The sequence below is a fragment of the Variovorax sp. SG517 genome, from assembly GCF_013376045.1.
GTDB lineage: Bacteria > Pseudomonadota > Gammaproteobacteria > Burkholderiales > Burkholderiaceae_C > Variovorax.
Window position 1 is genome coordinate 133,927 of the sequence record NZ_JABMJG010000014.1, and the last position, 22,141, is coordinate 156,067.

The window sequence follows — 22,141 nt, forward strand, 5'->3', positions numbered from 1 at the left end:
CCATGAACGTGGTTTTCGACCTGGGCGCCGTGCTGTTCGCATGGGAGCCCACCCGGCTGGTACAGGCCCATCTCGCCCCACACGCACCCACTGAAGCCGCCGCGGCGGCCATGGGCCGCGCGCTCTTCCATCACGACGACTGGACCAGCTTCGACTGCGGCACCCGCACGCTGGACGATTCCATTGCCCGCATGTCGGCCCGGCTGGCGCTGCCGCCCGAGCCGTTGTTCGCCATGCTCGACGGGCTGGGCGAGCGGCTGGAGCCGATCGGCGTCACGGTCGAGATGCTCGAGCAGCTGATTTCGCACCGCGATGCCGGCCAGCCGGTGCGCCTGTACTACCTGTCGAACATGCCCGCGCCCTATGCCCGTGCCATCGAACGCCGGCACGCCTTCATGGGGCGCTTCGACGGCGGCGTGTTCTCGGGCGACGTGAAGTTCCTCAAGCCCGAGCGCGAGATCTACGAAGTGCTGGCGATGCGCTACAGCCTCGATCCGGCGCAGACCGTATTCATCGACGATTCCGCCGCCAACGTGGAGGCTGCACGGGCCTTCGGCTGGCAGGCCATCCACTGCACCGCGCCGGCCATGCTGCCGTCGCAGCTGCAGCGCTACCTGCCGGTCAGTATCACCTTGCCGGTGTCGAACCCCAGGCTGCGGGCGTAGTCCAGTTCGGCCTGCAGCACCGCGTCTTCCAGGCGCGGGGCGCGCGACAGCACCCAGAGGTATTCGCGGTCGGGCGTGCCGACCAGCGACACCTGGTAGTCGCGGTCGAGCTTCAGGATCCAGTAGTCGCCCCAGACCATGGGCAGCCAGCCCAGCCACGCCGGGGCGAATCGCACCTCCAGACGGCCCGCGCCGGGCTGGCCCGCCACGGGCACCACGCGGGCGGTGCCGACGGCCTCGTCGAAATTCCCGTCCTCCCTGACGCAGCGGTTGCGCACCTGCACAGTGCCGTCAGATTGCAGCGTGTATTCGGCCGTCACGGGGCCGGCGCACTGCTTCTGGAAGCGGTTCGGCAGGCGTGCCTGCTCGTGCCAGAGGCCCGCATAGCGCTCCAGGTCGACCGGCGCCACCACCTGCAGCGGGGCGCGCATCAGCGGCGCGCCGTCGGCCGGGCCGGCCGGCCTCGCCAGGCGCGAGCGGGCAGCGCTGCGCGCCGCGCCCATCGTGAACCACGCGGCCACCCCTCCGACGACAAAGGCCGTGGCCATCGCCCCTATCGCGTTGCCGGTGCGGCGGTCATCGAAAGGCTGGACGGATGTGGCGCCGGTGCGCGGGCGTGGGGTCATTGAGGCACTCCTGGAGGATGAAGACATTCGGCGTAGGCCTCAGGCTAGCCATCGCAGGCGTGCGCGACCGTAAGCCGCGGACCACAGGCGCTGTAGGGCACGGGGGCCGGGAAGATGGGCCGGGAGGGTCCGACAACCCCACCGGCCGCAGGCTGATGGAGCCGCGTTGAAACCCGTGCTACGGTGCGCATGAAAGCATCGGCCGGCGCGCAACTGCGTGCAGGTCTTGTCACAACCGGCACAGGATAATGATTTCATGAACCAACTCGATGCACTCCGCCAGTGGACCACCGTCGTCGCCGACACCGGTGACTTCAAACAGCTCAGCATTTCCAAGCCGCAGGACGCGACCACCAACCCGTCGCTGATCCTCAAGGCCGTGCAGAAGCCCGAGTACCGGCCTCTGCTCGACGAGACCGTGAAGAAGCACGCAGGCAAGCCGCTCGACGAGGTCATCGACCGCCTGCTGGTGAGCTTCGGCACCGAGATCCTCTCCATCATTCCGGGCCGCGTCTCCACCGAGGTCGACGCCCGCCTGTCCTTCGACACGGCCGCGACCATCGCGCGCGGTGAGCGCATCGTGGCGCTGTACAAGGCCGAAGGCATCGACACCGAGAAGCGCCTGCTCATCAAGGTGGCCTCCACCTGGGAAGGCATCGAGGCCGCGCGCCAGCTTGAGCAGAAGGGCATCCGCACCAACCTGACGCTGCTGTTCTCCTTCGCGCAGGCCGTGGCCTGCGGCGCGGCTGGCGTGCAGCTGATCTCGCCCTTCGTGGGCCGCATCTACGACTGGTACAAGAAGTCCGCCGGCTCCAGCTGGGACGAATCCGCGAACGCCGGTGCCAACGACCCCGGCGTGAAGTCGGTGCGCCAGATCTACGGGTACTACAAGCAGCACGGCGTCAAGACCGAGGTGATGGGCGCGAGCTTCCGCAACGTGGGCCAGATCAAGGCGCTGGCCGGCTGCGACCTGCTGACCATCAGCCCCGAGCTGCTGGCCGAGCTGGCCGCGAGCAACGAGCCGCTGCAGCGCGCGCTCGACCCCAAGTCCACCGGCGCCGACGTCGCCAAGGTCAGCTACGACGAGGCGGGCTTCCGCTTTGCGCTGAATGAAGACGCCATGGCCACCGAGAAGCTGGCCGAAGGCATCCGCGCCTTCGCGGCCGACGCCGTGAAGCTCGAGAAGCTCATGCAGGAAAGCGGCAAGTAAAGATGGCCATGACCCTTCGCTGCGACCGCGCGCCGGCCTGGGCGCAACTGCAGTCCGCCTTCGAGACCGCGGGCCGCCAGTTCGACCTGCGCCATGCCTTCGTGGAAGACGCCGGCCGCTTCGAGCGCTTCAGCCAGGAGGCGCCCCACGTCTTCGCCGACCTGTCGAAGAGCCTGATCGACGCGCGCACCGAGGAACTGCTCTTCAAGCTGGCCCGCGAATGCGGCCTGGAGGCGCACCGCGACGCCATGTTCGCCGGCGAGCACATCAACAACACCGAAGACCGCGCCGTGCTGCACACGCTGCTGCGCGCGCCGGCCGATGCGCCCACGGGCCCGAAGACGGCCAGCGAGCTGCGCGAGGTGCATGCCACGCTCGACGCGATGCTGGCCTATGCGGAGAAGGTGCGCGCCGACCACACGATCACCGACGTGGTCAACATCGGCATCGGCGGCTCCGACCTCGGCCCGCAGATGGCGGTGCTGGCGCTGGCCGAGTTCGCCGCGCCGGGCAAGCGCTTCCACTTCGTCTCGAACGTCGACGGCCACGAACTGGCCGGCGTGCTGCAGGGGCTGGCGCCGGAGCACACGCTGTTCCTCATCGCCTCGAAGACTTTCACCACCGCCGAGACGATGACCAACGCGCAGTCGGCCAAGCGCTGGTACGAACAGTCGGGCGGCACCGACATCGCGGGCCACTTCGCCGCGCTCACCACCAACGTGGAAGCCGCGAAGAAGTTCGGCATCGACACCACCTTCGGCTTCTGGGACTGGGTGGGCGGACGCTATTCGCTGTGGTCGGCCATCGGCCTGCCCATTGCGCTGGCCATCGGCGCGGAGGGCTTCCGCAGGCTGCTGGCGGGCGCGCATGCGATGGACGAGCACTTCCGCACCGCGCCGCTGGAGCGCAACCTGCCGGTGCGCCTCGGCCTGCTCGACGTCTGGTATCGCAACTTCCACAAGTTCACCAGCCGCAGCATCGCGCCGTACCACAGCGCCTTGAAGCGCGTGCCCGCCTACCTGCAGCAGCTCGAGATGGAGAGCAACGGCAAGCAGGTGGATGCAGACGGCAAGCCGCTGGCCTTCGGCACCTCGCCGGTGCTGTGGGGCGAGCCCGGCACCAATGGCCAGCACGCCTACTTCCAGATGCTGCACCAGGGCACCGACGTGACGCCGCTCGAGTTCGTGGCGGTGCGCGATGCCTCGCACGACCTCGAAGGCCATCACCCGAAGCTGCTGGCCAATGCGCTCGCGCAGGCGCAGGCGCTGATGGTCGGCAAGCTCGACGAGGGCGGCCACAAGAACTTCCCCGGCAACCGGCCGAGCACCTTCTTCGTGTTCGAGAAGCTCACGCCCGAGGCGCTGGGTGCCTTCCTCGCGATGTACGAGCACCGCGTGTTCACCAGCGGCGCGCTGTGGGGCATCAACAGCTTCGACCAGTGGGGCGTGGAACTCGGCAAGGTGCTGGCCAAGGACATCGAACCGCGCCTCGCATCGGGCGACGTCACGGGGCTCGATGCCTCCACCGCGGGCCTGCTGAAGCGGCTCGCAAGCTGATCCGAGGGCTGCAGCAAAGGCTTTTCGGAGCCTTTTGTTTTAAGCCGGGCTATGGCTTACGGCTGTATTTGCCGTTGAAAGACGCGTCGATATGATGGCCCGGGGAAATTTCCCTGGGACCAACACAAAGAGGAGTCGATCAATGGATTTTCAAACAGCAGTCAAGACATGTCTGAGCAAGTATGCGGACTTCACGGGGCGCGCATCGCGCTCCGAGTTCTGGTGGTTCGTGCTCGCGCAGCTCGTCGTTCTCATCGTGGCGAGCCTGATCCATCGCTTCGTGTACGGCATCGCGGCGCTCGGGCTGCTGCTGCCGGCGCTGGCCGTCGGGGCACGCCGCCTGCACGACATTGGCAAGAGCGGCTGGTTCCTGCTGCTGGCCCTCATTCCGCTCGTCAACCTCGTGCTGATCTACTTCTACGTGCAGCCGACGCAGCCGGAATCGAACAACTACGGCGAGCCGCCGGCCGCCTGAGTTTCAAAAGAAGAAGAGAAGAAAGGGCCGCGCGAGCGGCCCTTTTCCTTTGGGGCGGTAGTGCCTGCGGTCGAGGTTCAGGCCGCGGCCTCCGCCGCCGTTTGCGCGGCGGTGTGCGCCGGCGCGCCGCTCGCCATGCGCACGCACAGGTCGAAGGCCTGCTGCAGCCCCTCGATCTTCGCGATGCCCTTGCCCGCGATGTCGAAGGCGCTGCCGCTGGCCGAGGTGGCCACCGGCACCGGCAGGCCGCCGTGCAGCGTCACGCCCTGCTCGAAGCCCATGAGCTTCATCGCGATCTGGCCCTGGTCGTGGTACATCGACACCACCGCATCCACGTCGCCGCGCCGCGCGCCAATGAACACCGTGTCGGGCGAGAAGGGGCCGCGTGCATCGAGGCCCTCGGCGCGCAGCTGCTCGATGGCGGGCGCGATGATCTCGATCTCCTCCATGCCGATGGAGCCGCCGTCGCCCGCGTGCGGATTGAGCCCCGTCACCGCGATGCGCGGCTGCGCCACGCCTGCGCGCTGCAGGGCATTGGCGATGATCTTCACCGCGTCGCTCACGCCCTGCACCGTGATGTGGCTGGCCACGTCCTTCAGCGGAATGTGCGAGGTCACGCGCGAGGTCCACAGCGAGCCGGTGAGGTTGAACTCGCAGACGAAGCCTTCCACCGCGAAGCGCTCCTGCATGTAGCGCAGCTCGTCCTCGTGCACCAGGCCGCCCAGGCGCAGGGAGTGCTTGTTGAGCGGCGCGAAGAGGATGCCCTCGGCCTGCCCGCGCCGAACCGCCAGCGTGGCCAGCTCCAGCGCCTCGAATGAGGCCCGGCCCGAGTGTCCGTTCGATTCGCCGAGCAGCGGCTCGCGGCCCTCCATCCAGTCCCTGGCGAGCAGGGTGGGGCGGCCGTCCTCGAAGCGCATTGCGTCGAGGCTGTCCACCCGCAGCGGGCTCAGCTTTTCGCCCGCGATGCGCTCGCCGGACGCGAGCACGACCGGGTCGGCGATCAGCAGCACGCGCGCGGCGTCGAGGTTGCGCTGCCGCGCGAGCAGCTTCACCGCCATCTCGGGGCCGATGCCGCTCGGGTCGCCGAGCAGCACGGCGATGCGGGGCTTGGCGGAAGTCACGCCTGGAGTCTGGGAGGAGGAAGGGGACATGGTGTCGGTCGGGTGCGGTTGAAGAAGAGAAGAGAGAGAAAGAAAGCCAGCCGGCCGCCTCATTCGGCCTTGATGTTGGCGTCGCGCACGAGCTGGCCGTAGTGGTCGAACTCCTGCCGGTTCATCGCCGCGAAGGGTTCGCCGGTCAGTCCGCCGGGCTCGCCGCCCAGGGCCTTGATGCGCGTCTGCACGTCGGCCAGCTTCAGCGTGCGCGAGAGCTCGGCGCTCAGCCGCTCCACCGCGGGGCGCGGTGTGCCGGCCGTGACGTAGAGGCCGTACCAGGTCGACACGTCGGCGCCCTTGATGCCTTGCTCGGCCAGCGTGGGCACGTCGGGCAGTTCGGGCGAGCGCTGCGGCGCGCTCACGGCCAGCGCGCGGAACTTGCCGGCCTTGATCTGGCCCATGGCCGAGGAGGTGCTGTCGAACATCATGTCGACCTCGCCCGCGATGATGTCGACGTGCGCCTGCGAGCTGCCCTTGTAGGGCACGTGGATCGACTTCATGCCCGTGGCCAGATTGAAGGCCTCGCCGCCCACATGCTGCGTGCTGCCGATGCCCGAAGAGGAGTACTTGAAGCTGCCGGGCTTCGCGGCCATGGCCGCCACCAGGTCCTTCACCGACCTGTAGGGCGAGTTGGCGGACACCACCAGCACGTTGGGCATCACGGCCACCAGGCCCACGGGCTGCAGGTCCTTGAGCGGGTCGTACTTGAGCTTGAGGATGTGCGGCGCCACCGCCTGCGCCGTGTTGGTGGCCAGCAGCAGCGTGGCGCCGTCGGCCGGCGCGCGGGCGGTGAGCTCGCCGGCGATGGTGTTGGATGCGCCCGGCCGGTTCTCCACCACCACCGGCTGCTTGAGCGCGGGCGAGAACTTGTCGGCCAGCACGCGCGCGAGGATGTCGGTGCCGCCGCCGGGCGAGGCGCCGACCATGATGCGCATGGGCTTGTCGGGGTAGGTCGGCTGCTGCGCGCCGGCCGGTGCGGCCGCCAGCAATGCCATGGCCGCCAGCCCTGCCAGCCTTGCGGCGTGGGCGAGAAAAGAAGGCTTCATCGGGTTTGTCTCCTGCTTGTAGTGAGGCAAGCGTACGGAGCAACGCCCGCGCGATCCAATCGAAAAAGGTCGGGGCTTCATATACTTTTGTACATGACCCAAGGCCCCTCCGACGCCTCGCTGATGCTCCTCGTGCGGCCGCGCCAGCTGCTGCTGCTGGCCCGGCTCGACGCCCATCGCCACCTGGGCCGGGCGGCCGAGGCCATGAACATCAGCCAGCCGGCGGCCACCAAGCTGCTCCAGCAGCTGGAGGACTCGCTGGGCGAGAAGCTCTTCGAGCGCCTGGCGCGCGGCATGGAGCCCACGCCCTACGGCGAGATCCTGATCCGCTACGCGCGCCGCGTGCTCAGCGACTTCGGCACCGCTCGCGAGGAGATGCTGGCGCTGCGCTCGGGCCTGAGCGGCGCGCTGCGCGTGGGCAGCGTGCCCGGGGCGGTGCCGCAGCTGCTGGCGCCAGCGCTGGTGGAGTACCACCGCAGGCACCCGCAGGTGGCGGTGTCGGTGGTGGTCGAGACCAGCGACGTGATCCAGGCGCAGCTGGAGCAGGGCGACGTCGATTTCGTTCTGGGCCGCCTCACCGACGGCCACGACGAGGCGAAGTACGCGAGCGTGCCGCTCTTGGGCGAGTCGCAGGTGGTGGTGGTGCGCGCCGCCCATCCGGTGTTCGAGCGCGGCAACGTCACGCTGGCCGAGATGGCGGGCTGGTCGTGGGTGCTGCAGCCGCCGGGCTCGCCGCAGCGCGGGCGCTTCGAGGCGGCGATGCGCGAGGCGGGCATTGCCGACCGGCTCGACATCATCGAAACGGCATCGCCCATCGCCATCACCGCGCTGCTGGAGAACTCCGACATGGCGGCCGTCATGCCCGCCTCGCAGGCCGGCCACTACGCCCGCCTGGGCGTGCTGCGGGTGGTGCCGGTGGAACTGCCGGTGCGGGTGCCGCCGATCTGCCTGATCACCCGCACCGACCGGGCGCTGTCGCCCGCGGCGGCGCAGCTGCGGCGGCAGCTGCTGGGCAGCGCCTGAGGCCTTTGGCTTGCGGATTTCCATGCTGTATTGCATCGACTAGGGATTTCACTAGCCAATCGATGCATGAAAGTACTGGTGATGGCGGCCCCAGTACCAAAACCGCAGGCACGCTTCTCCAGAATTCGCGGCACGGCGACCCGACAGACAGAAAGAGGGCGTCGCTCACTTCCTCTAGGAGACAACATGAAGCGTTTTCTGAAAGCGGGCCTCGTCCTCGCACTGATCGGTACGGGCGTCGTCTCGCAGGCCGCCACCGAACTCGTGATCGCGACCGTGAACAACGGCCACATGATCGAGATGCAGAAACTCACCCCCTTCTTCGAGAAGGCCAACCCCGACATCAAGCTCAAGTGGGTCACGCTGGAAGAAGGCACGCTGCGCCAGCGCGTGACCACCGACATCGCCACCAAGGGCGGCCAGTTCGACGTGATGACCATCGGCCTGTACGAGACGCCGATCTGGTCGAAGAAGGGCTGGCTCAAGCCCATTGCCACCGACGCCGCCTACGACGTGGACGACCTGCTGCCCGCCATCCGCGACGGCCTGTCGAACGAGGGCAAGCTCTACGCCGCGCCCTTCTACGGCGAGAGCTCCATGCTCATGTACCGCAAGGACCTGGCCGACAAGGTGGGCGTGAAGTTCCCCGAGCAGCCCACCTGGGCGCAGGTGAAGGAGTTCGCCGACAAGGCCAACGACCCGAAGGCGGGCGTCTACGGCATGTGCCTGCGCGGCAAGCCGGGCTGGGGCGACAACATGGCCTTCCTGACCACGCTGGTCAACACCAACGGCGGCCAGTGGTTCGACATGCAGTGGAAGCCGCAGATCGACACCAAGCCCTGGAAGGACGCGATCACCTTCTACGTCGACCTGATGAAGAAGGACGGCCCTCCGGGCGCCTCGGCCAACAGCTTCAACGAGAACCTCGCGCTCTTCAACGAAGGCAAGTGCGCGGCGTGGGTGGACGCGACCATCGCGGCTTCGTTCATCAGCGACCCGAAGCAGTCGAAGGTGGCCGACAAGGTGGCCTTCGCGCAGGCGCCCACCGCCGCTACGCCCAAGGGCGCCAACTGGCTGTGGTCGTGGAACCTCGCCATTCCGGCCAGCTCGACCAAGGACGAGGCGGCGCAGAAGTTCATCAAGTGGGCGACTTCGAAGGACTACATCGCCCTCGTGGCCAAGGAAACCGGCTGGGCCTCGGTGCCGACCGGCACGCGCAAGTCGACCTACGCGAACCCCGAGTTCCAGAAGGTCGCCAAGTTCGCCGCGGCCGAGAAGAAGGCGATCGACAGCGCGAACCTGACGGACAGCACGCTGCCGAAGTCGCCTTACGTGGGTGTGCAGTACGCGGCGATTCCCGAGTTCCAGGCGATCGGCGTGGCGGTGGGGCAGCAGATGAGCGCGGCGCTGTCGGGCAAGGTCACTGTCGACCAGGCGCTGAAGACTTCGCAGAACGCCGCAGAGCGCGAAATGAAGAAGGCTGGCTACTACAAGTAAGCCGCTTTCTTCCCTCTCCCCTCGGGGAGAGGGCAGGGTGAGGGGACGGCGTGCCCACCGCATGTGCCGCATGCCCTCACCCCAACCCTCTCCCGCGAGCGGGAGAGGGGGCAACAGCCCCCGGAGAGGACACACAATGAAAAGACTCCTGCCCCGCGCCCTCATGGCGCCCGCCGTGCTCACGCTCTTCGCCTGGATGATCGTGCCGCTGGTGATGACGTTGTACTTCTCGTTCGTGAACTACAACCTCATGCAGCCCGGCGAGCGCACCTTCGCGGGCATCGAGAACTTTCACTACTTCATCACCGACCCCGACTTCTGGCCGGCCACCTGGAACACGCTGCTCTTGATCGGCAGCGTGATCGTGATCACCGTGGTGCTCGGCGTGCTGCTCGCGCTGCTGGTGAACGAGCCCTTTCCGGGGCGCGGCATCGTGCGCGTGCTGCTGATCTCGCCGTTCTTCGTCATGCCCGCGGTCAACGCGCTGCTGTGGAAGCACATGATGATGAACCCCATCTACGGCGTGCTCGCCGACGTGTGGCGCACCTTCGGCGCCCAGCCCGTCGACTGGCTCACCGACGTGCCGCTGCTGTCGGTGATCATCATGGTGGCCTGGCAGTGGCTGCCCTTCGCCTGCCTGATCTTCATCACCTCGCTGCAGTCGCTCGACCGCGAGCAGATGGAGGCCGCGCGCATGGACGGCGCGAGCGCGTTCCAGCGCTTCTTCTATCTCACCGTGCCGCACCTCGCGCGCCCCATGGCGGTGGTGATCATGATCGAGATGATCTTCCTGCTCAGCGTGTTCGCCGAGATCGCCATCACCACCAACGGCGGCCCCGGCAACGAGAGCACGAACATGACCTACATGATCTTCAAGCAGTCGCTCATGAACTTCGACGTGGGCGTGGCTTCGGCGGGTGCGCTCTTCGCGGTGGTGCTGGCCAACATCGTGGCCGTGTTCCTGATCCGCATCATCGGCAAGAACCTTGACTGAGGAGCCCCGCGCCATGCAACAGACACAAGCTCCCAGCAACTTCCTGCCGCAGCTGCTGCGCACCGTCGGCGCGTGGGCCGTCGCGCTGCTGCTGTTCTTTCCGCTCGGCTGGCTGTTCCTCACGGCCTTCAAGACGGAGCTGCAGGCGATCCATGTGCCGCCGCTCTTCTTCTTCGAGCCCACGCTCGACAACTTCGGCGAGGTGCAGCGCCGCAGCGACTACCTGCTGTACGCGCGCAACTCGCTCATCACCAGCCTGGGCTCGACCATCCTGGGCCTGCTGATCGCGGCGCCCGCCGCGTACTCGATGGCCTTCTTCCGAACGAAGAAGACGCGCGACATCCTGATGTGGATGCTCTCGACCAAGATGATGCCGGCCGTGGGCGCGCTGGTGCCGATCTACGTGATCGCGCAGACCGCGGGCATGCTGGACTCGCTCACCGCGCTGACCATCGTGTTCACGCTGTCGAACCTGCCGATCATGGTGTGGATGCTCTACAGCGCCTACAAGGACATTCCGCCCGAGATCCTGGAGGCCGCTCGCATGGACGGCGCCAACCTCTGGACCGAGTTCCGCCACGTGGTGATGCCGCTGTCGGTGGGCGGCCTCGCATCCACAGGCCTGCTGTGCCTGGTGCTGAGCTGGAACGAGGCCTTCTGGGCGCTGAACCTCACCTCCGCCAAGGCCGGCACGCTGGCCACCCTCATCGCCTCGTACTCCAGCCCCGAGGGGCTGTTCTGGGCCAAGCTGTCGGCCGCTTCGCTGATGGCGATTGCGCCCATCGTGGTGTTCGGCTGGTTCAGCCAGAAACAACTCGTTCAAGGCCTGACCTTCGGCGCCGTGAAATGAACACCCCCAGTCTTCGCGCACTGCGTGTCGCTTCGCCAACCCCCTCGAGGGGGCGCTGCCTGCGGCCCGGCAAAGCCGGTTCCGCGGCAGCTCCCGGATTGCGCTGTGCGCTTTCGAGCACCGTGGGCACGTCGGCTGCCCGCTCACAAAACATCAAGGAGTCGTGAATGGCCTACCTCGAACTCAAGAACATCAAGAAGAGCTTTGGTGAAGTCAACATCATCAAGGGCGTCGACCTGCAGATCCAGAAGGGCGAGTTCATCGTCTTCGTCGGGCCCTCGGGCTGCGGCAAGTCGACGCTGCTGCGGCTGATCGCGGGGCTGGAGCCGATCACCAGCGGCAACCTGCTGCTGGACGGCAAGGACATCACCTGGGCACCCTCGGGCAAGCGCGACCTCGCGATGGTGTTCCAGAGCTATGCGCTCTATCCGCACATGAGCGTGTACGACAACATGTCCTTCGCGCTCAAGCTGGCCGGCGTCTCGAAGAGCGAGATCAAGACGAAGGTCGAGTACGCGGCGAAGACGCTGAACCTCACGCAGTACCTCGACCGCACGCCGAAGGACCTTTCGGGCGGCCAGCGCCAGCGCGTGGCCATCGGCCGCGCCATCGTGCGTGCGCCCAAGGTGTTTTTGTTCGACGAGCCGCTGTCGAACCTCGATGCCGCGCTGCGCGGCAACACGCGCGTGGAGATCCACAAGCTGCACCGCGCGCTGGGCGCGACCACCATCTACGTGACGCACGACCAGGTCGAGGCCATGACGCTGGCCGACCGCGTGGTGGTGCTGAAGGACGGGCTCATCGAGCAGGTCGGCACGCCGCTGGAGCTGTACGACCGTCCGGCCAACCAGTTCGTCGCGCAGTTCATCGGCATGCCGTCGATGAACATGGTGGCGGCGAATGCGATTCCTTCCTTCTCCGCCGCGACCGGCGGGCGCTTGCCGGCCGACGGCTTCCTGGGCGTGCGCCCCGAGGGGCTGCGCGTGCATCCGAAGCAGGGCGCGCCGGTGTCGGACGTGCTCGGCCGCGTCGAGCTGATCGAGGCGCTGGGCGCGGACACGCTGATCCACGTCGACGTGGGCGGCGTGCCGCTGATCGCGCGGCAGAACGACCGCACGCCGCTGCAGGCCGGCGACGACGTGGCTGTGGAGCTCGATCCGTCGGTGCTGCATCTCTTCAACCGCGAAGGCCGCTCGGTCTTCGCGTGACAACAACTTTCCGTCCACCGTCTTTTCAACGGACCTTCTCGTGACCATTGCGCAAACTCCACCGGCTCTTTCCGAGTTCACGGTGCTTCATCTCGGCCTGGGCTCTTTCCACCGTGCCCACCAGGCCGTGTACCTGCAGCGGCTGATCGACGCGGGCGACACCCGCTGGTCGCTCTCGGGCGCCAACATCCGGCCGGACATGGCCGAGGTCGTCGCCGCGCTCGAGGCGCAGGGCGGGCGCTACACGCTCGAGACCGTCTCGCCCGCAGGCGAGTACCGCTACGAAGAGATCTCCGCGATCCGCGAGGTGCTGCCCTGGGAGCGCTCGCTCGCCGGCGTGATCGCGCGCGGCGCGGCGCCCTCGACGCGCATCGTGTCCTTCACCGTGACCGAGGCCGGCTACTACCTCGACGACAAGGGCCGGCTCGACCTGTCGTTCCCCGACCTCGCGGCCGACGTGGAGCGTGCGCGCCGCGGCGAAAGCGGCGAGACCGAGGGCAAGGGCGTGACCATCTACGGCGCCGTCTGCGCCATCCTGCGCGCGCGCAAGGCCGCGAACGCCGGCCCGCTCACGCTGCTGAACTGCGACAACCTGCGCCACAACGGCGACCGCTTCCGCGCCGGGCTGCTGGAGTTCATCGAACTGGCGGGCGACGCCGACCTGCTGGCCTGGGTGAACGCGAACACGCGCTGCCCGAACGCGATGGTCGACCGCATCACGCCGCGCCCGCCGCCCGAGCTGCGCGCGCGCGTGAAGGCCGCCACCGGGCGCGACGACGCAGCCGCCATCACCGGCGAGAGCTTCATCCAGTGGGTGATCGAGGACGACTTCGCGGCCGGCCGGCCCGACTGGGGCCGCGTGGGCGTGGAGCTGGTCGAGTCGGTGCAGCCGTATGAAGAGGCGAAGATCCGCATCCTCAACGCCACGCACAGCTGCATTGCCTGGGCGGGAACGCTCGTGGGGCTCGGCTTCATCCACGAGGGCACGCACGACGCGGCCATCCGCAAGATGGCCTTCGACTACGTCACCGACGACGTCATTCCCTGCCTGACTCCCAGCCCCATCGACCTCGCGGCGTACCGCGACGTGGTGCTCGACCGCTTCGGCAACCCCGCCATCCGCGACACCAATCAGCGCGTGGCGGCGGACGGCTTCTCGAAGATTCCGGGCTTCATCGCGCCGACGGTGCGCGAGCGCCTAGCGGCCGGCCAGCCCATCGAGAGCGTGGCGATGCTGCCCGCGCTGTTCCTGGCCTTCCTGCAGCGCTGGCACAAGGGCGCGCTGCCCTATGTCTACCAGGACCAGGGTATGGACGAGGCCGTGGCACACGCGATCTGCGAGGCGGCCGACCCGATCGTCGCGTTGTGTTCCGACGTGGGGCTGTGGGGCAACATCGCGGGCGACGCTCGCCTGATCGACGCCGTGCGCCGTGCCAGCGGGCGCGTCGTGCGCTTCGTGCAGAAAGCTTCGGAGCGCAAGCCATGAGTGCCCGCCTGCAGGACCGGCACGTGCTGCTGACCGGCGCTGGCGGCGGCATCGGCCTGGCCGTGGCCGCGGCCTGCATCGCCGAGGGCGCGCGCTGCACGGTGATAGACCGCGCACCCGCCGCCCCCGAGGCGGTGCGCGCGCTGCAGCAGCGCCACCCCGAGAGCCTCGCCTACATCGCGGCCGACGTGACCGACACGCAGGCCATCGCCCACATGCTGGCCGAGGCGCAGGTCGCCTTCGGGCCGATCCACACGCTCTTCAACAACGCGGCGGTGTTCGACCTCGCGCCGCTGCTCGACAGCGACGAGGCCTCGTTCGACCGGCTCTTCGCCGTCAACGTGAAGGGCATGTTCTTCGTGATGCAGGCGGTGCTGCGCCACATGGTGGAGGCCGGCACGCAGGGCGCGTCGGTCATCAACATGGCCTCGCAGGCCGGGCGGCGCGGCGAGGCGCTGGTGTCGCACTACTGCGCGACCAAGGCGGCCGTCATCAGCTACACCCAGAGCGCCGCGCTGGCCATGGCGCCGCACGGCATCCGCGTCAACGGCATCGCCCCCGGTGTGGTCGACACGCCGATGTGGGACCATGTCGACAGCCTGTTCGCCAAAGCCGAAGGACTGCCGCCTGGAGAGAAGAAGCGGCAGGTCGGCCTGGCGGTGCCGCTCGGACGCATGGGCGTGCCGGACGACATCGCCGGGGCGGCGGTGTTCCTCGCCAGCGACGAGGCGCGCTACATCACGGCGCAGACCCTCAACGTCGACGGCGGCAACGTCATGAGCTGAGACCCGATGAACCACGACTTCCACCTGTACCTCGACAGCGCCGACATGGCCGAGCTGCAGGCCTGCCTGCCGCACCCGGTGGTGCACGGCGTGACGACCAACCCCACGCTGCTCAAGCGCGCCGGCATCGGCCGTGCCGGCGTGCCCGGCCTGCTGCGCCGCTGCATCGAGCTGGGCGCCAGACAAGTGCAGGCGCAGGTCTATTCGCAGGATGCAGAGGGCATGCTGGAGGACGCGCAGGCGCTGCTCGCGCACTTCGCGCCCGGCCAGCTGGTGGTGAAGATCCCGGCCACGCGCCAGGGCTTCACGGCCGGCGCGCGGCTCATCGCGCAGGGCGTGCCGGTCACCTGGACGGCGGTTTACGCGCCCGAGCAGGCGCACTTCGCGGCACAGCTGGGCGCCGCCTATGCCGCGCCGTACCTGGGCCGGCTGGAAGACTCCGGCGCCGACGGGCTGGGGCTGATCGCGCAGATGCAGGCGCTGGTGGCGCAGCGGCCTTCATCGGGCACGCGGCTGCTGGTGGCCAGCATCCGCTCGCGCGAGGCGTATCTTTCGCTGCTGAAGATCGGCGTGGGCGCGATCACCATCCCGCCGCGCCTGTTTTCCGAGCTGCTCGATCATCCTGCCACGCTGGCCGCGGAAAGCGGCTTCCTGGCCGACGCGCGCGACCTGCCCTGATCCAGAATCCAGCCATCATGCGCATAGCACTCACGGGCGAAGCCCTCATCGATTTCACCGCCAGCGAGGCTGGCAACCTGGCATTCCTGGGGCACGAGGGCGGCTCGCCGCTCAACACGGCCGTGGCCTGCGCGCGGCTCGGCCAGCCGACCGGCTTTCTCACGCAGCTTTCGACCGACCTGTTCGGCGAGCGGCTGATGGGCTTCCTGCAGCGCAACGGCGTGGACACCAGCTTCATCCTGCGCAGCAACGCGCCTTCGACGCTGGCCTTTGTCGAGCGCACGCCGCAGACCAACCGCTACGCCTTCTATACGCAAGGCAGCGCCGACGCCACCTGGGCGCCCGAGCCGCTGCCACAGCTGCCGGCGGAGTGCCGCTTCCTGCACTTTGGCTCGATCTCGCTGCTGCAGGACCCGGCCGCCACGCGCATCGCCGACCTGGTGGCGGCGAACCGCGGGCAGCGCGTGATCGTGTTCGACCCGAACGTGCGGCCCAGCCTCATCACCGACATGGTCGCCTATCGCGAACGCGTGAACGGCTGGTTCGGCATGGCCGACCTGGTCAAGCTCAGCGACGAGGACGCGGCGCTGCTCGCGCCCGGCCAGCCCGTCGATGCGCTGGCCGCCGAGTGCCTGAAGGCCGGCGCGCGCGCCGTGATCGTCACGCGCGGCGGCGACGGCGCAACGCTCTGGCGCACCGGTCGTGCGCCGCTGAGCGTGGCGGCGCCGCGCGTCACCGTGGTCGACACCATCGGCGCGGGCGACACCTTCACGGCCGGGCTGTCGGTGGCGCTGCTCTCGCACGGCATCGAGCAGCCCGGTCAGCTCGACGGGTTGACCGACGAAGACTGGAAGGCCGTGATGGGTTTCGCCGCCACCGCCGCCGCCCTCAACTGCACCCGCGAGGGTGCCGATCCACCGACGCTGGAGGCGGTTCACGCCGCGCTGGCAAAGGCACAAAATACCGCTGTTGCTGCTGCTTCCCGGCCCTGAGCCGTGCTGCCATCATGACGACGTCCACTCGCAAGCGCTCGATTCCCCGCCAGCGCCAGCCCGAACTGGAGCGCGACTTCGCGCGATCTCCCTCGCTGGGCTACGAGGCCCCCGAAGAAACCGGCGTGGTGCGCTGCCTCGCCCACGGCTTCCCGAGCCCGCTGGTGCGGTGGCACTTCCATGAGGACTACGAGCTTCACCTGATCACCGAGACATCGGGCAAGGCCTTCATCGGCGACTGGATCGGGCCCTTCCAGCCCGGGCACCTGGTGCTGTGCGGGCCGCGGCTGCCGCACAACTGGATCTCGCTCGACGTGCCCGAGGGCGGCGCGGCGGGGCGCGACCGCGTGATCCAGTTCCGCCACGAGCCCATCGAGCATGCGGCCGAGCAGATTCCCGAGCTGCGCGAGGTGATGCAGCTGCTGGAGCGGGCGCGCCACGGCATCGAGTTCTTCGGCATGTCGCAGCAGGCGCAGTCGCACTGGGACCGCATCAAGGCCGCGCGCGGCGTGCGCCGCCTGGGCCTCTTCTTCGACTTCATGGCCGACCTCGCGCAATGCACCGACTACCGGCTGCTGTCGAGCGTGCAGATGCAGGGGGCGCAGGGCGCCGACGGCGACGCGCAGGTCGACCAGATCAACGGCATCGTCAACCGCATCACCAACAACATGGCCGAGCCGATCTCGATGTCGGACGTGGCGGCCGAGCTGGGCATGAGCGAGAGCCGCTTCAGCCGCTTCTTCAGGCGCTCCACCGGCAACAGCTTCACCGACTTCGTCAACCGCGTGCGCATCAACAGCGCCTGCCACCTGCTGATGCAGACCGACCACTACGTGACCGACATCTGCTACCAGGTGGGTTTCAACAACGTGGCGAACTTCAACCGGCGCTTCCTGGAGATCAAGGGCATGACGCCGAGCGAGTTCAGGAAGCAGGCCGACACGCGCTTCGGCAGCGGCATCTCTTCCTAAGCACCGACACAAAACCAGGGGGCTCATCTTGTATCTGGGACTCGACCTCGGCACGTCCGAGCTCAAGGCGCTCTTGCTCGCCGACGACCATCGCATCGTGGGCGTGACCCGCGCGCCGCTCACCGTCAAAAGGCCGCAGCCGCTGTGGTCGGAGCAGGCGCCGCAGCAGTGGTGGCAGGCGCTCGAGGAGGTGATGCGCGCGCTCGGCAAGTCGCACCCCGAAGAACTCGCTGCGGTTCGCGCCATCGGCCTTTCGGGCCAGATGCACGGTGCCACGCTGATCGACGAAGCAGGCGAGGTGCTGCGCCCCGCGATCCTGTGGAGCGACGGCCGCAGCGGCGCGCAATGCGAGGCGCTCGCGCGCGCAGTACCCAGGCTCGGCGAGATCGCGGGCAACCTCGCGATGCCCGGCTTCACCGCGCCCAAGCTGCTGTGGGTGCGCGAGCACGAGCCCGAGGTCTTCGGCCGCGTCGCGCGCGTGCTGCTGCCGAAGGACTGGCTGCGCTTCATGCTCAGCGGCGAGACCGTCAGCGAGATGTCGGATGCGGCGGGCACGCTGTGGCTCGACGTGGGCGCGCGCGACTGGTCCGACGAACTTCTCGCTGCCACGGGGCTGACGCGCGCGCACATGCCGAGGCTGGTCGAGGGCAGCGAGGTGTCGGCACAGCTCAAGCCCGAACTGGCCGAGCGATGGGGCCTGCGCGATGGCGTCAAGATCGCCGGCGGGGCGGGCGACAACGCTGCCAGCGCCGTCGGCATGGGGCTGGTCGAGCCGGGGCAGGGTTTCGTCTCGCTCGGTACATCGGGCGTGGTGTTCGTTTCGACCGACCGCTTCCTGCCCAACCCCGCGCAGGCGATGCACGCCTTCTGCCATGCGCTGCCGAAGCGCTGGCACCAGATGTCGGTGATGCTCTCGGCCGCCAGCGCGGTGAGCTGGGCCGCGAAGACTTTCAGGTTCGCCGACGAGGCAGCGCTGCTCGAAGCCGCCGCAGGCGTTCCGCTGGCGCAGCGCGAACGCTGCCCGCTCTTCCTTCCGTACCTCTCGGGCGAGCGATCGCCGCACAACAACCCGAACGCGCAGGGCGTGCTGTTCGGGCTCACGCATGCGCACGGTGCGGAGGAGATCGCCTATGCCGTGGTCGAGGGCGTGAGCTTCGGCCTGCGCGACGGCTTCGACACCCTGCGGCTGCCGCAAGACATGCCGATGCGCGAGATGGCGCTGGTCGGCGGCGGCGCGCGCAGCGTGTGGTGGGGGCAACTGCTCGCCGACATCTTCGGCGTGCCGCTCACGCTGTATGCCGGCAGCGAGACGGGCGGCGCGCTGGGTGCGGCACGGCTGGCCTGGCTGGCGGATGGCGGCGAGGTGGCCGAGGTGTGCACGCTGCCGCCGGTGAAGCAGAAGTTGGCGCCTTCGACCGAAGGCGCCGAGGGGCACAGGACGAGGCACACGCGCTTTCAGACGCTGTACAAGTCCCTGCGAGACCAGGTCCAGTAACCGGCACAATCTCCACGACCATGAAAAAAAGCCCGTCGCAGACGGGCTTTTTTTCATTTCGCGGGACACCGCGGATCCGGCTTCGCCGGTCCGCAGGTGTCGCCCCCGGTAGGGGGTAGGCGTAGCGGACACGAGGTGCCGCGCAGCCTGGGGGCGAGCAATTACATGCCCATGCCGCCCATGCCACCCATGCCGCCCATGTCGGGCATGCCGCCGCCGGCAGGAGCGTCGTCCTTCGGAGCGTCAGCCACCATGGCTTCGGTCGTCAGCAGCAGCGAGGACACCGAAGCGGCGTTCTGCAGTGCGGTGCGGGTGACCTTCGTCGGGTCCAGGATGCCCAGCTCGAGCATGTCGCCGTACGTGTCGTTGGCGGCATTGAAACCGTAGTTGCCCTTGCCGGCCAGAACCGCGTTCACCACCACCGAGGCTTCGCCGCCGGCGTTGTTCACGATTTCGCGCAGGGGAGCTTCGATGGCCTTCAGCACCAGCTTGATGCCGGCGTCCTGGTCGGCGTTGTCGCCCTTGACCTTGTCGCCCACGGCTTGCTTGGCACGCAGCAGAGCCACGCCGCCGCCGGCAACCACGCCTTCTTCCACTGCAGCGCGGGTGGCGTGCAGGGCGTCTTCGACGCGAGCCTTCTTTTCCTTCATTTCGACTTCGGTGGCAGCGCCAACCTTGATCACGGCAACACCGCCGGCCAGCTTGGCCACGCGCTCTTGCAGCTTTTCACGGTCGTAGTCGCTCGTGGCTTCTTCGATCTGCACGCGCACTTGCTTCACGCGGGCTTCGATGTCGGCAGCAGCGCCGGCGCCGTCGATGATGATGGTGTTTTCCTTGCCCACTTCGATGCGCTTGGCCTGGCCCAGGTCGGCCAGCGTCACCTTCTCGAGCGTCAGGCCCACTTCTTCAGCGATGACCTTGCCGCCCGTCAGGATGGCGATGTCTTCCAGCATGGCCTTGCGGCGGTCGCCGAAGCCAGGAGCCTTGACGGCCACGACCTTCAGGATGCCGCGGATCGTGTTCACCACCAGCGTAGCCAGGGCTTCGCCCTCGACTTCTTCGGCAATGATCAGCAGCGGACGGCCAGCCTTGGCGACTTGTTCCAGCGTGGGGAGCAGGTCGCGGATGTTGCTGATCTTCTTGTCGAACAGCAGCACGAAGGGGTTGTCGAGCAGCGCCGATTGCTTCTCGGGGTTGTTGATGAAGTAAGGCGACAGGTAGCCGCGGTCGAACTGCATGCCTTCGACGACGTCGAGTTCGCTTTCGAGCGACTTGCCGTCTTCCACGGTGATCACGCCTTCCTTGCCGACCTTGTCCATCGCGTCGGCGATGAGCTTGCCGATGGTTTCATCGCTGTTGGCCGAGATCGAGCCGACTTGAGCGATTTCCTTCGACGTGGTGGTGGGCTTCGAGGCCTTCTTCAGCTCTTCGACCAGGGCCGACACGGCCTTGTCGATGCCGCGCTTCAGGTCCATCGGGTTGATGCCGGCGGCCACGTACTTGAAGCCTTCGCGAACGATGGCTTGAGCCAGCACGGTCGCGGTGGTGGTGCCGTCACCGGCGTTGTCGCTGGTCTTGGAGGCCACTTCCTTCACGAGCTGGGCGCCCATGTTCTGGAGCTTGTCCTTCAGTTCGATTTCCTTGGCGACCGACACGCCGTCCTTCGTGACGGTGGGGGCGCCGAACGAGCGCTCGAGCACCACGTTGCGGCCCTTGGGGCCCAGGGTCACCTTGACTGCGTTGGCCAGGATGTTCACACCCTCGACCATGCGTGCGCGGGCTTCGCCGCCGAAGACTACGTCTTTTGCTGCCATGTTCTATTACTCCGAATGGGGATCTGTTGAATTACTTCTCGACGACTGCGAACAGGTCGTCTTCCTTCATGACGAGCAGCTCGTCGCCGCCGACCTTGACGGTCTGGCCGCTGTACTTGCCGAACAGGACGCGGTCGCCGACCTTCACGGTCAGAGCGGCCAGTTCGCCCTTGTCGTTGCGCTTGCCCGGGCCCACGGCCAGGACTTCACCCTGATCGGGCTTCTCGGCGGCTGCGTCGGGGATCACGATGCCCGATGCGGTCTTGGTTTCGCTGTCAACACGCTTGACGATCACGCGATCGGCCAAAGGACGAAGTTTCATTGCATCTCCTGGATGTATGGATAAGAAACGGGTTTGTGGTCGGGTGCCGGACCGGGGACCGGCAGCCCATCGACTGGAAGCGAGGCCGTTGTTAGCACTCATCAGCAGCGAGTGCTAATCATAAGGGCAATCGATGACGTTTCAAGGATGCGGGTGGGGTTGTCGGTAGGGCTGTGGGTCCGCTGGGAGGCGGCACCTGGCATCGATGACCGCGCCAGAACGCCAATCGGAAATTAAATCCGGGTAAAACTGAGCGCAAGGAGGTCGATGGACAGCCCTGCCGTCACCAGAGCCCGGGAACCAACCTCCAGCGGACACGATGGACATAGTCCGCGTACCCGTAAAGCTCGGCCTGCAGCAGGCGATCTTCCCAGGAGGTCCGCAAGACCAGGACGGCCGAAGCGAGCGCCGCGGGGGCGAGCGCCCAGAAGGAGCCCAGCGCAAGCGCCATGCCGAAGAACAGCGCAAGCGCTGCGGCATAGCCCGGGTGGCGAACGAACCGATAGGGCCCTGCGTCGATCACGCGCTGCTGGCGTTCGGACTGGATGCGCACGCCAGGCTCGAAGAACCGATTCACGGCCTGTGCCCACGCGGTCAGGGCGATCCCGCCGAGCAGCGCGATGTAGCCCAGCACCATGAGCCAAACAGGGACCTCCGACCAGTGATGGCGCCCGGCATCGAGTGCCGCCACGGGGAGGATGGCCACCATCGCGGGAAGGATGACCGCGAGCAACGCCTTGTCCCACCCCTTGGTGCCCGGCTGGATGCGGCTGCGCGCGCGATAGATCAGCGGATTGACCCGCGCGAGCACCATCGCCGAGACGCCGAAACCAAGCACCAGCACTGCGAGGAACACCCATCCTGGGCGCCAGCCGATCGAGCCTGCAGGCAGGAAGACGAGCGCGAGCAACGCCAGGGGCGACCCGATCGCGTAGGCGATCGCCATGCGGGGTGAGATCGATGGCGGTTCCTTGGGTGCTTCCATGGTTTGGCGACTTTGACACGGCCTTCGCCATCTCCGGGCACTGCTTCGAGTAGCCCCCGCCAGTGCTGGTGGGAATGATGTTTCCCGGAGGCCGTGGCCGGCTCTTGCGTGAAAAGGGGCGGGGAGGAAGTAATTGTCCGCCCGCCACCGCTGTCACCCCAGCCGCAGCAGCAGCGCCGAGGCTGCGCACACCAGCAGAAACGGAATGCTGATTCGATGGAACTCGCTCAGCCCGTTCGGCAGTTTCGCCAGCCGCAGCGCGATCAGGTTGGCCAGCGAGCCCAGCACGCAGCCGAAGCCGCCTACGCT

At 67.7% G+C, this 22,141-nt stretch carries 21 protein-coding genes and 1 pseudogene; 15 read left to right on the forward strand and 7 right to left on the reverse strand.

The genetic code is table 11. The annotated features are described in order from the left end of the window. The first annotated feature begins 2 nt into the window (after positions 1-2). Entirely contained in the window at positions 3-665 is a 663-nt protein-coding gene (locus FHT32_RS32090) for an HAD family phosphatase (protein ID WP_176668590.1), read from the forward strand. On the opposite strand, the gene FHT32_RS32095 is transcribed toward FHT32_RS32090, so the two are convergent. After that, complete coding sequence (locus FHT32_RS32095) at positions 611-1,291, reverse strand: lipocalin family protein (protein ID WP_218088510.1); 681 nt, start codon at positions 1,289-1,291, stop codon at positions 611-613. The two genes, FHT32_RS32090 and FHT32_RS32095, sit on opposite strands and share 55 nt — an antisense overlap. A 256-nt stretch (positions 1,292-1,547) precedes the next feature. Here FHT32_RS32095 and tal point away from each other — a divergent pair, with 256 nt between their 5' ends. The 3 genes from tal (at position 1,548) to FHT32_RS32110 (ending at position 4,532) form a co-directional block, all read left to right on the forward strand. Next, the gene (gene tal / locus FHT32_RS32100) at positions 1,548-2,501 is read left to right on the forward strand and encodes a transaldolase (protein ID WP_176668591.1); all 954 of its coding nucleotides are present in this window, start codon (positions 1,548-1,550) and stop codon (positions 2,499-2,501) included. A gap of 2 nt (positions 2,502-2,503) precedes the next feature. Beyond that, positions 2,504-4,057: a glucose-6-phosphate isomerase gene (gene pgi / locus FHT32_RS32105; protein ID WP_176668592.1), complete on the forward strand. Its 1,554-nt coding sequence runs from the start codon at positions 2,504-2,506 to the stop codon at positions 4,055-4,057. Positions 4,058-4,199: 142 nt separating this feature from the next. Next, positions 4,200-4,532, forward strand: coding sequence for a DUF805 domain-containing protein (locus tag FHT32_RS32110; protein ID WP_176668593.1), 333 nt, complete (start codon positions 4,200-4,202; stop codon positions 4,530-4,532). Positions 4,533-4,609: 77 nt separating this feature from the next. Here the strand turns inward: FHT32_RS32110 and FHT32_RS32115 are convergent, their stop codons facing one another. After that, positions 4,610-5,683: a 4-hydroxythreonine-4-phosphate dehydrogenase PdxA gene (locus FHT32_RS32115; protein WP_176668594.1), complete on the reverse strand. Its 1,074-nt coding sequence runs from the start codon at positions 5,681-5,683 to the stop codon at positions 4,610-4,612. 59 nt (positions 5,684-5,742) lie between these two features. Beyond that, entirely contained in the window at positions 5,743-6,732 is a 990-nt protein-coding gene (locus FHT32_RS32120; protein WP_176668595.1) for a tripartite tricarboxylate transporter substrate binding protein, read from the reverse strand. A gap of 93 nt (positions 6,733-6,825) precedes the next feature. On the opposite strand from FHT32_RS32120, the gene FHT32_RS32125 reads away from it, so the two are divergent. The 11 genes from FHT32_RS32125 to xylB all read left to right on the forward strand — a co-directional run bounded on the left by FHT32_RS32125 (position 6,826) and on the right by xylB (position 18,711). Beyond that, entirely contained in the window at positions 6,826-7,755 is a 930-nt protein-coding gene (locus FHT32_RS32125; RefSeq protein WP_176668596.1) for a LysR family transcriptional regulator, read from the forward strand. A 186-nt stretch (positions 7,756-7,941) separates the two neighbouring features. Further along, positions 7,942-9,252 carry a sugar ABC transporter substrate-binding protein gene (locus tag FHT32_RS32130; RefSeq protein ID WP_176668597.1) on the forward strand — a complete coding sequence of 437 codons (1,311 nt, stop codon included), beginning with the start codon at positions 7,942-7,944 and terminating at the stop codon, positions 9,250-9,252. A 136-nt stretch (positions 9,253-9,388) separates the two neighbouring features. Continuing rightward, positions 9,389-10,246: a carbohydrate ABC transporter permease gene (locus FHT32_RS32135; RefSeq protein WP_176668598.1), complete on the forward strand. Its 858-nt coding sequence runs from the start codon at positions 9,389-9,391 to the stop codon at positions 10,244-10,246. A gap of 13 nt (positions 10,247-10,259) precedes the next feature. Beyond that, on the forward strand, positions 10,260-11,096 hold the full coding sequence (locus tag FHT32_RS32140; protein WP_176668599.1) for a carbohydrate ABC transporter permease: 837 nt from the start codon (positions 10,260-10,262) through the stop codon (positions 11,094-11,096). A 167-nt stretch (positions 11,097-11,263) separates the two neighbouring features. Beyond that, a complete protein-coding gene (locus tag FHT32_RS32145) occupies positions 11,264-12,304 on the forward strand; it encodes an ABC transporter ATP-binding protein (RefSeq protein ID WP_176668600.1) in 1,041 nt (346 codons plus the stop codon). An 82-nt stretch (positions 12,305-12,386) separates the two neighbouring features. Then, positions 12,387-13,790 (forward strand): D-arabinitol 4-dehydrogenase, encoded by a 1,404-nt coding sequence (dalD, locus tag FHT32_RS32150; protein ID WP_176668615.1) that lies wholly within the window; start codon positions 12,387-12,389, stop codon positions 13,788-13,790. Then, a complete protein-coding gene (locus FHT32_RS32155; protein WP_176668601.1) occupies positions 13,787-14,575 on the forward strand; it encodes an L-iditol 2-dehydrogenase in 789 nt (262 codons plus the stop codon). The genes dalD and FHT32_RS32155 overlap by 4 nt, the downstream gene beginning before the upstream one ends. Before the next feature lie 6 nt (positions 14,576-14,581). Beyond that, complete coding sequence (locus tag FHT32_RS32160) at positions 14,582-15,253, forward strand: transaldolase family protein (RefSeq protein ID WP_176668602.1); 672 nt, start codon at positions 14,582-14,584, stop codon at positions 15,251-15,253. A gap of 17 nt (positions 15,254-15,270) precedes the next feature. Beyond that, the gene (locus tag FHT32_RS32165) at positions 15,271-16,245 is read left to right on the forward strand and encodes a carbohydrate kinase (protein ID WP_176668603.1); all 975 of its coding nucleotides are present in this window, start codon (positions 15,271-15,273) and stop codon (positions 16,243-16,245) included. Between the two features lie 14 nt (positions 16,246-16,259). Further along, positions 16,260-17,216 (forward strand): AraC family transcriptional regulator, encoded by a 957-nt coding sequence (locus tag FHT32_RS32170; RefSeq protein ID WP_176668604.1) that lies wholly within the window; start codon positions 16,260-16,262, stop codon positions 17,214-17,216. A gap of 28 nt (positions 17,217-17,244) precedes the next feature. After that, positions 17,245-18,711, forward strand: coding sequence for a xylulokinase (xylB, locus tag FHT32_RS32175; protein WP_176668605.1), 1,467 nt, complete (start codon positions 17,245-17,247; stop codon positions 18,709-18,711). 161 nt (positions 18,712-18,872) lie between these two features. On the opposite strand, the gene groL is transcribed toward xylB, so the two are convergent. The 4 genes and pseudogenes from groL to FHT32_RS35195 all read right to left on the reverse strand — a co-directional run. After that, positions 18,873-20,525 (reverse strand): chaperonin GroEL, encoded by a 1,653-nt coding sequence (gene groL / locus FHT32_RS32180; protein ID WP_093196550.1) that lies wholly within the window; start codon positions 20,523-20,525, stop codon positions 18,873-18,875. Between the two features lie 31 nt (positions 20,526-20,556). Further along, the gene (locus tag FHT32_RS32185) at positions 20,557-20,847 is read right to left on the reverse strand and encodes a co-chaperone GroES (protein ID WP_007835162.1); all 291 of its coding nucleotides are present in this window, start codon (positions 20,845-20,847) and stop codon (positions 20,557-20,559) included. A 283-nt stretch (positions 20,848-21,130) separates the two neighbouring features. Then, a complete protein-coding gene (locus FHT32_RS32190) occupies positions 21,131-21,793 on the reverse strand; it encodes an isoprenylcysteine carboxylmethyltransferase family protein (protein ID WP_218088511.1) in 663 nt (220 codons plus the stop codon). Positions 21,794-21,985: 192 nt separating this feature from the next. Continuing rightward, a pseudogene (locus FHT32_RS35195) lies at positions 21,986-22,141 on the reverse strand (citrate transporter); the annotation flags it as partial.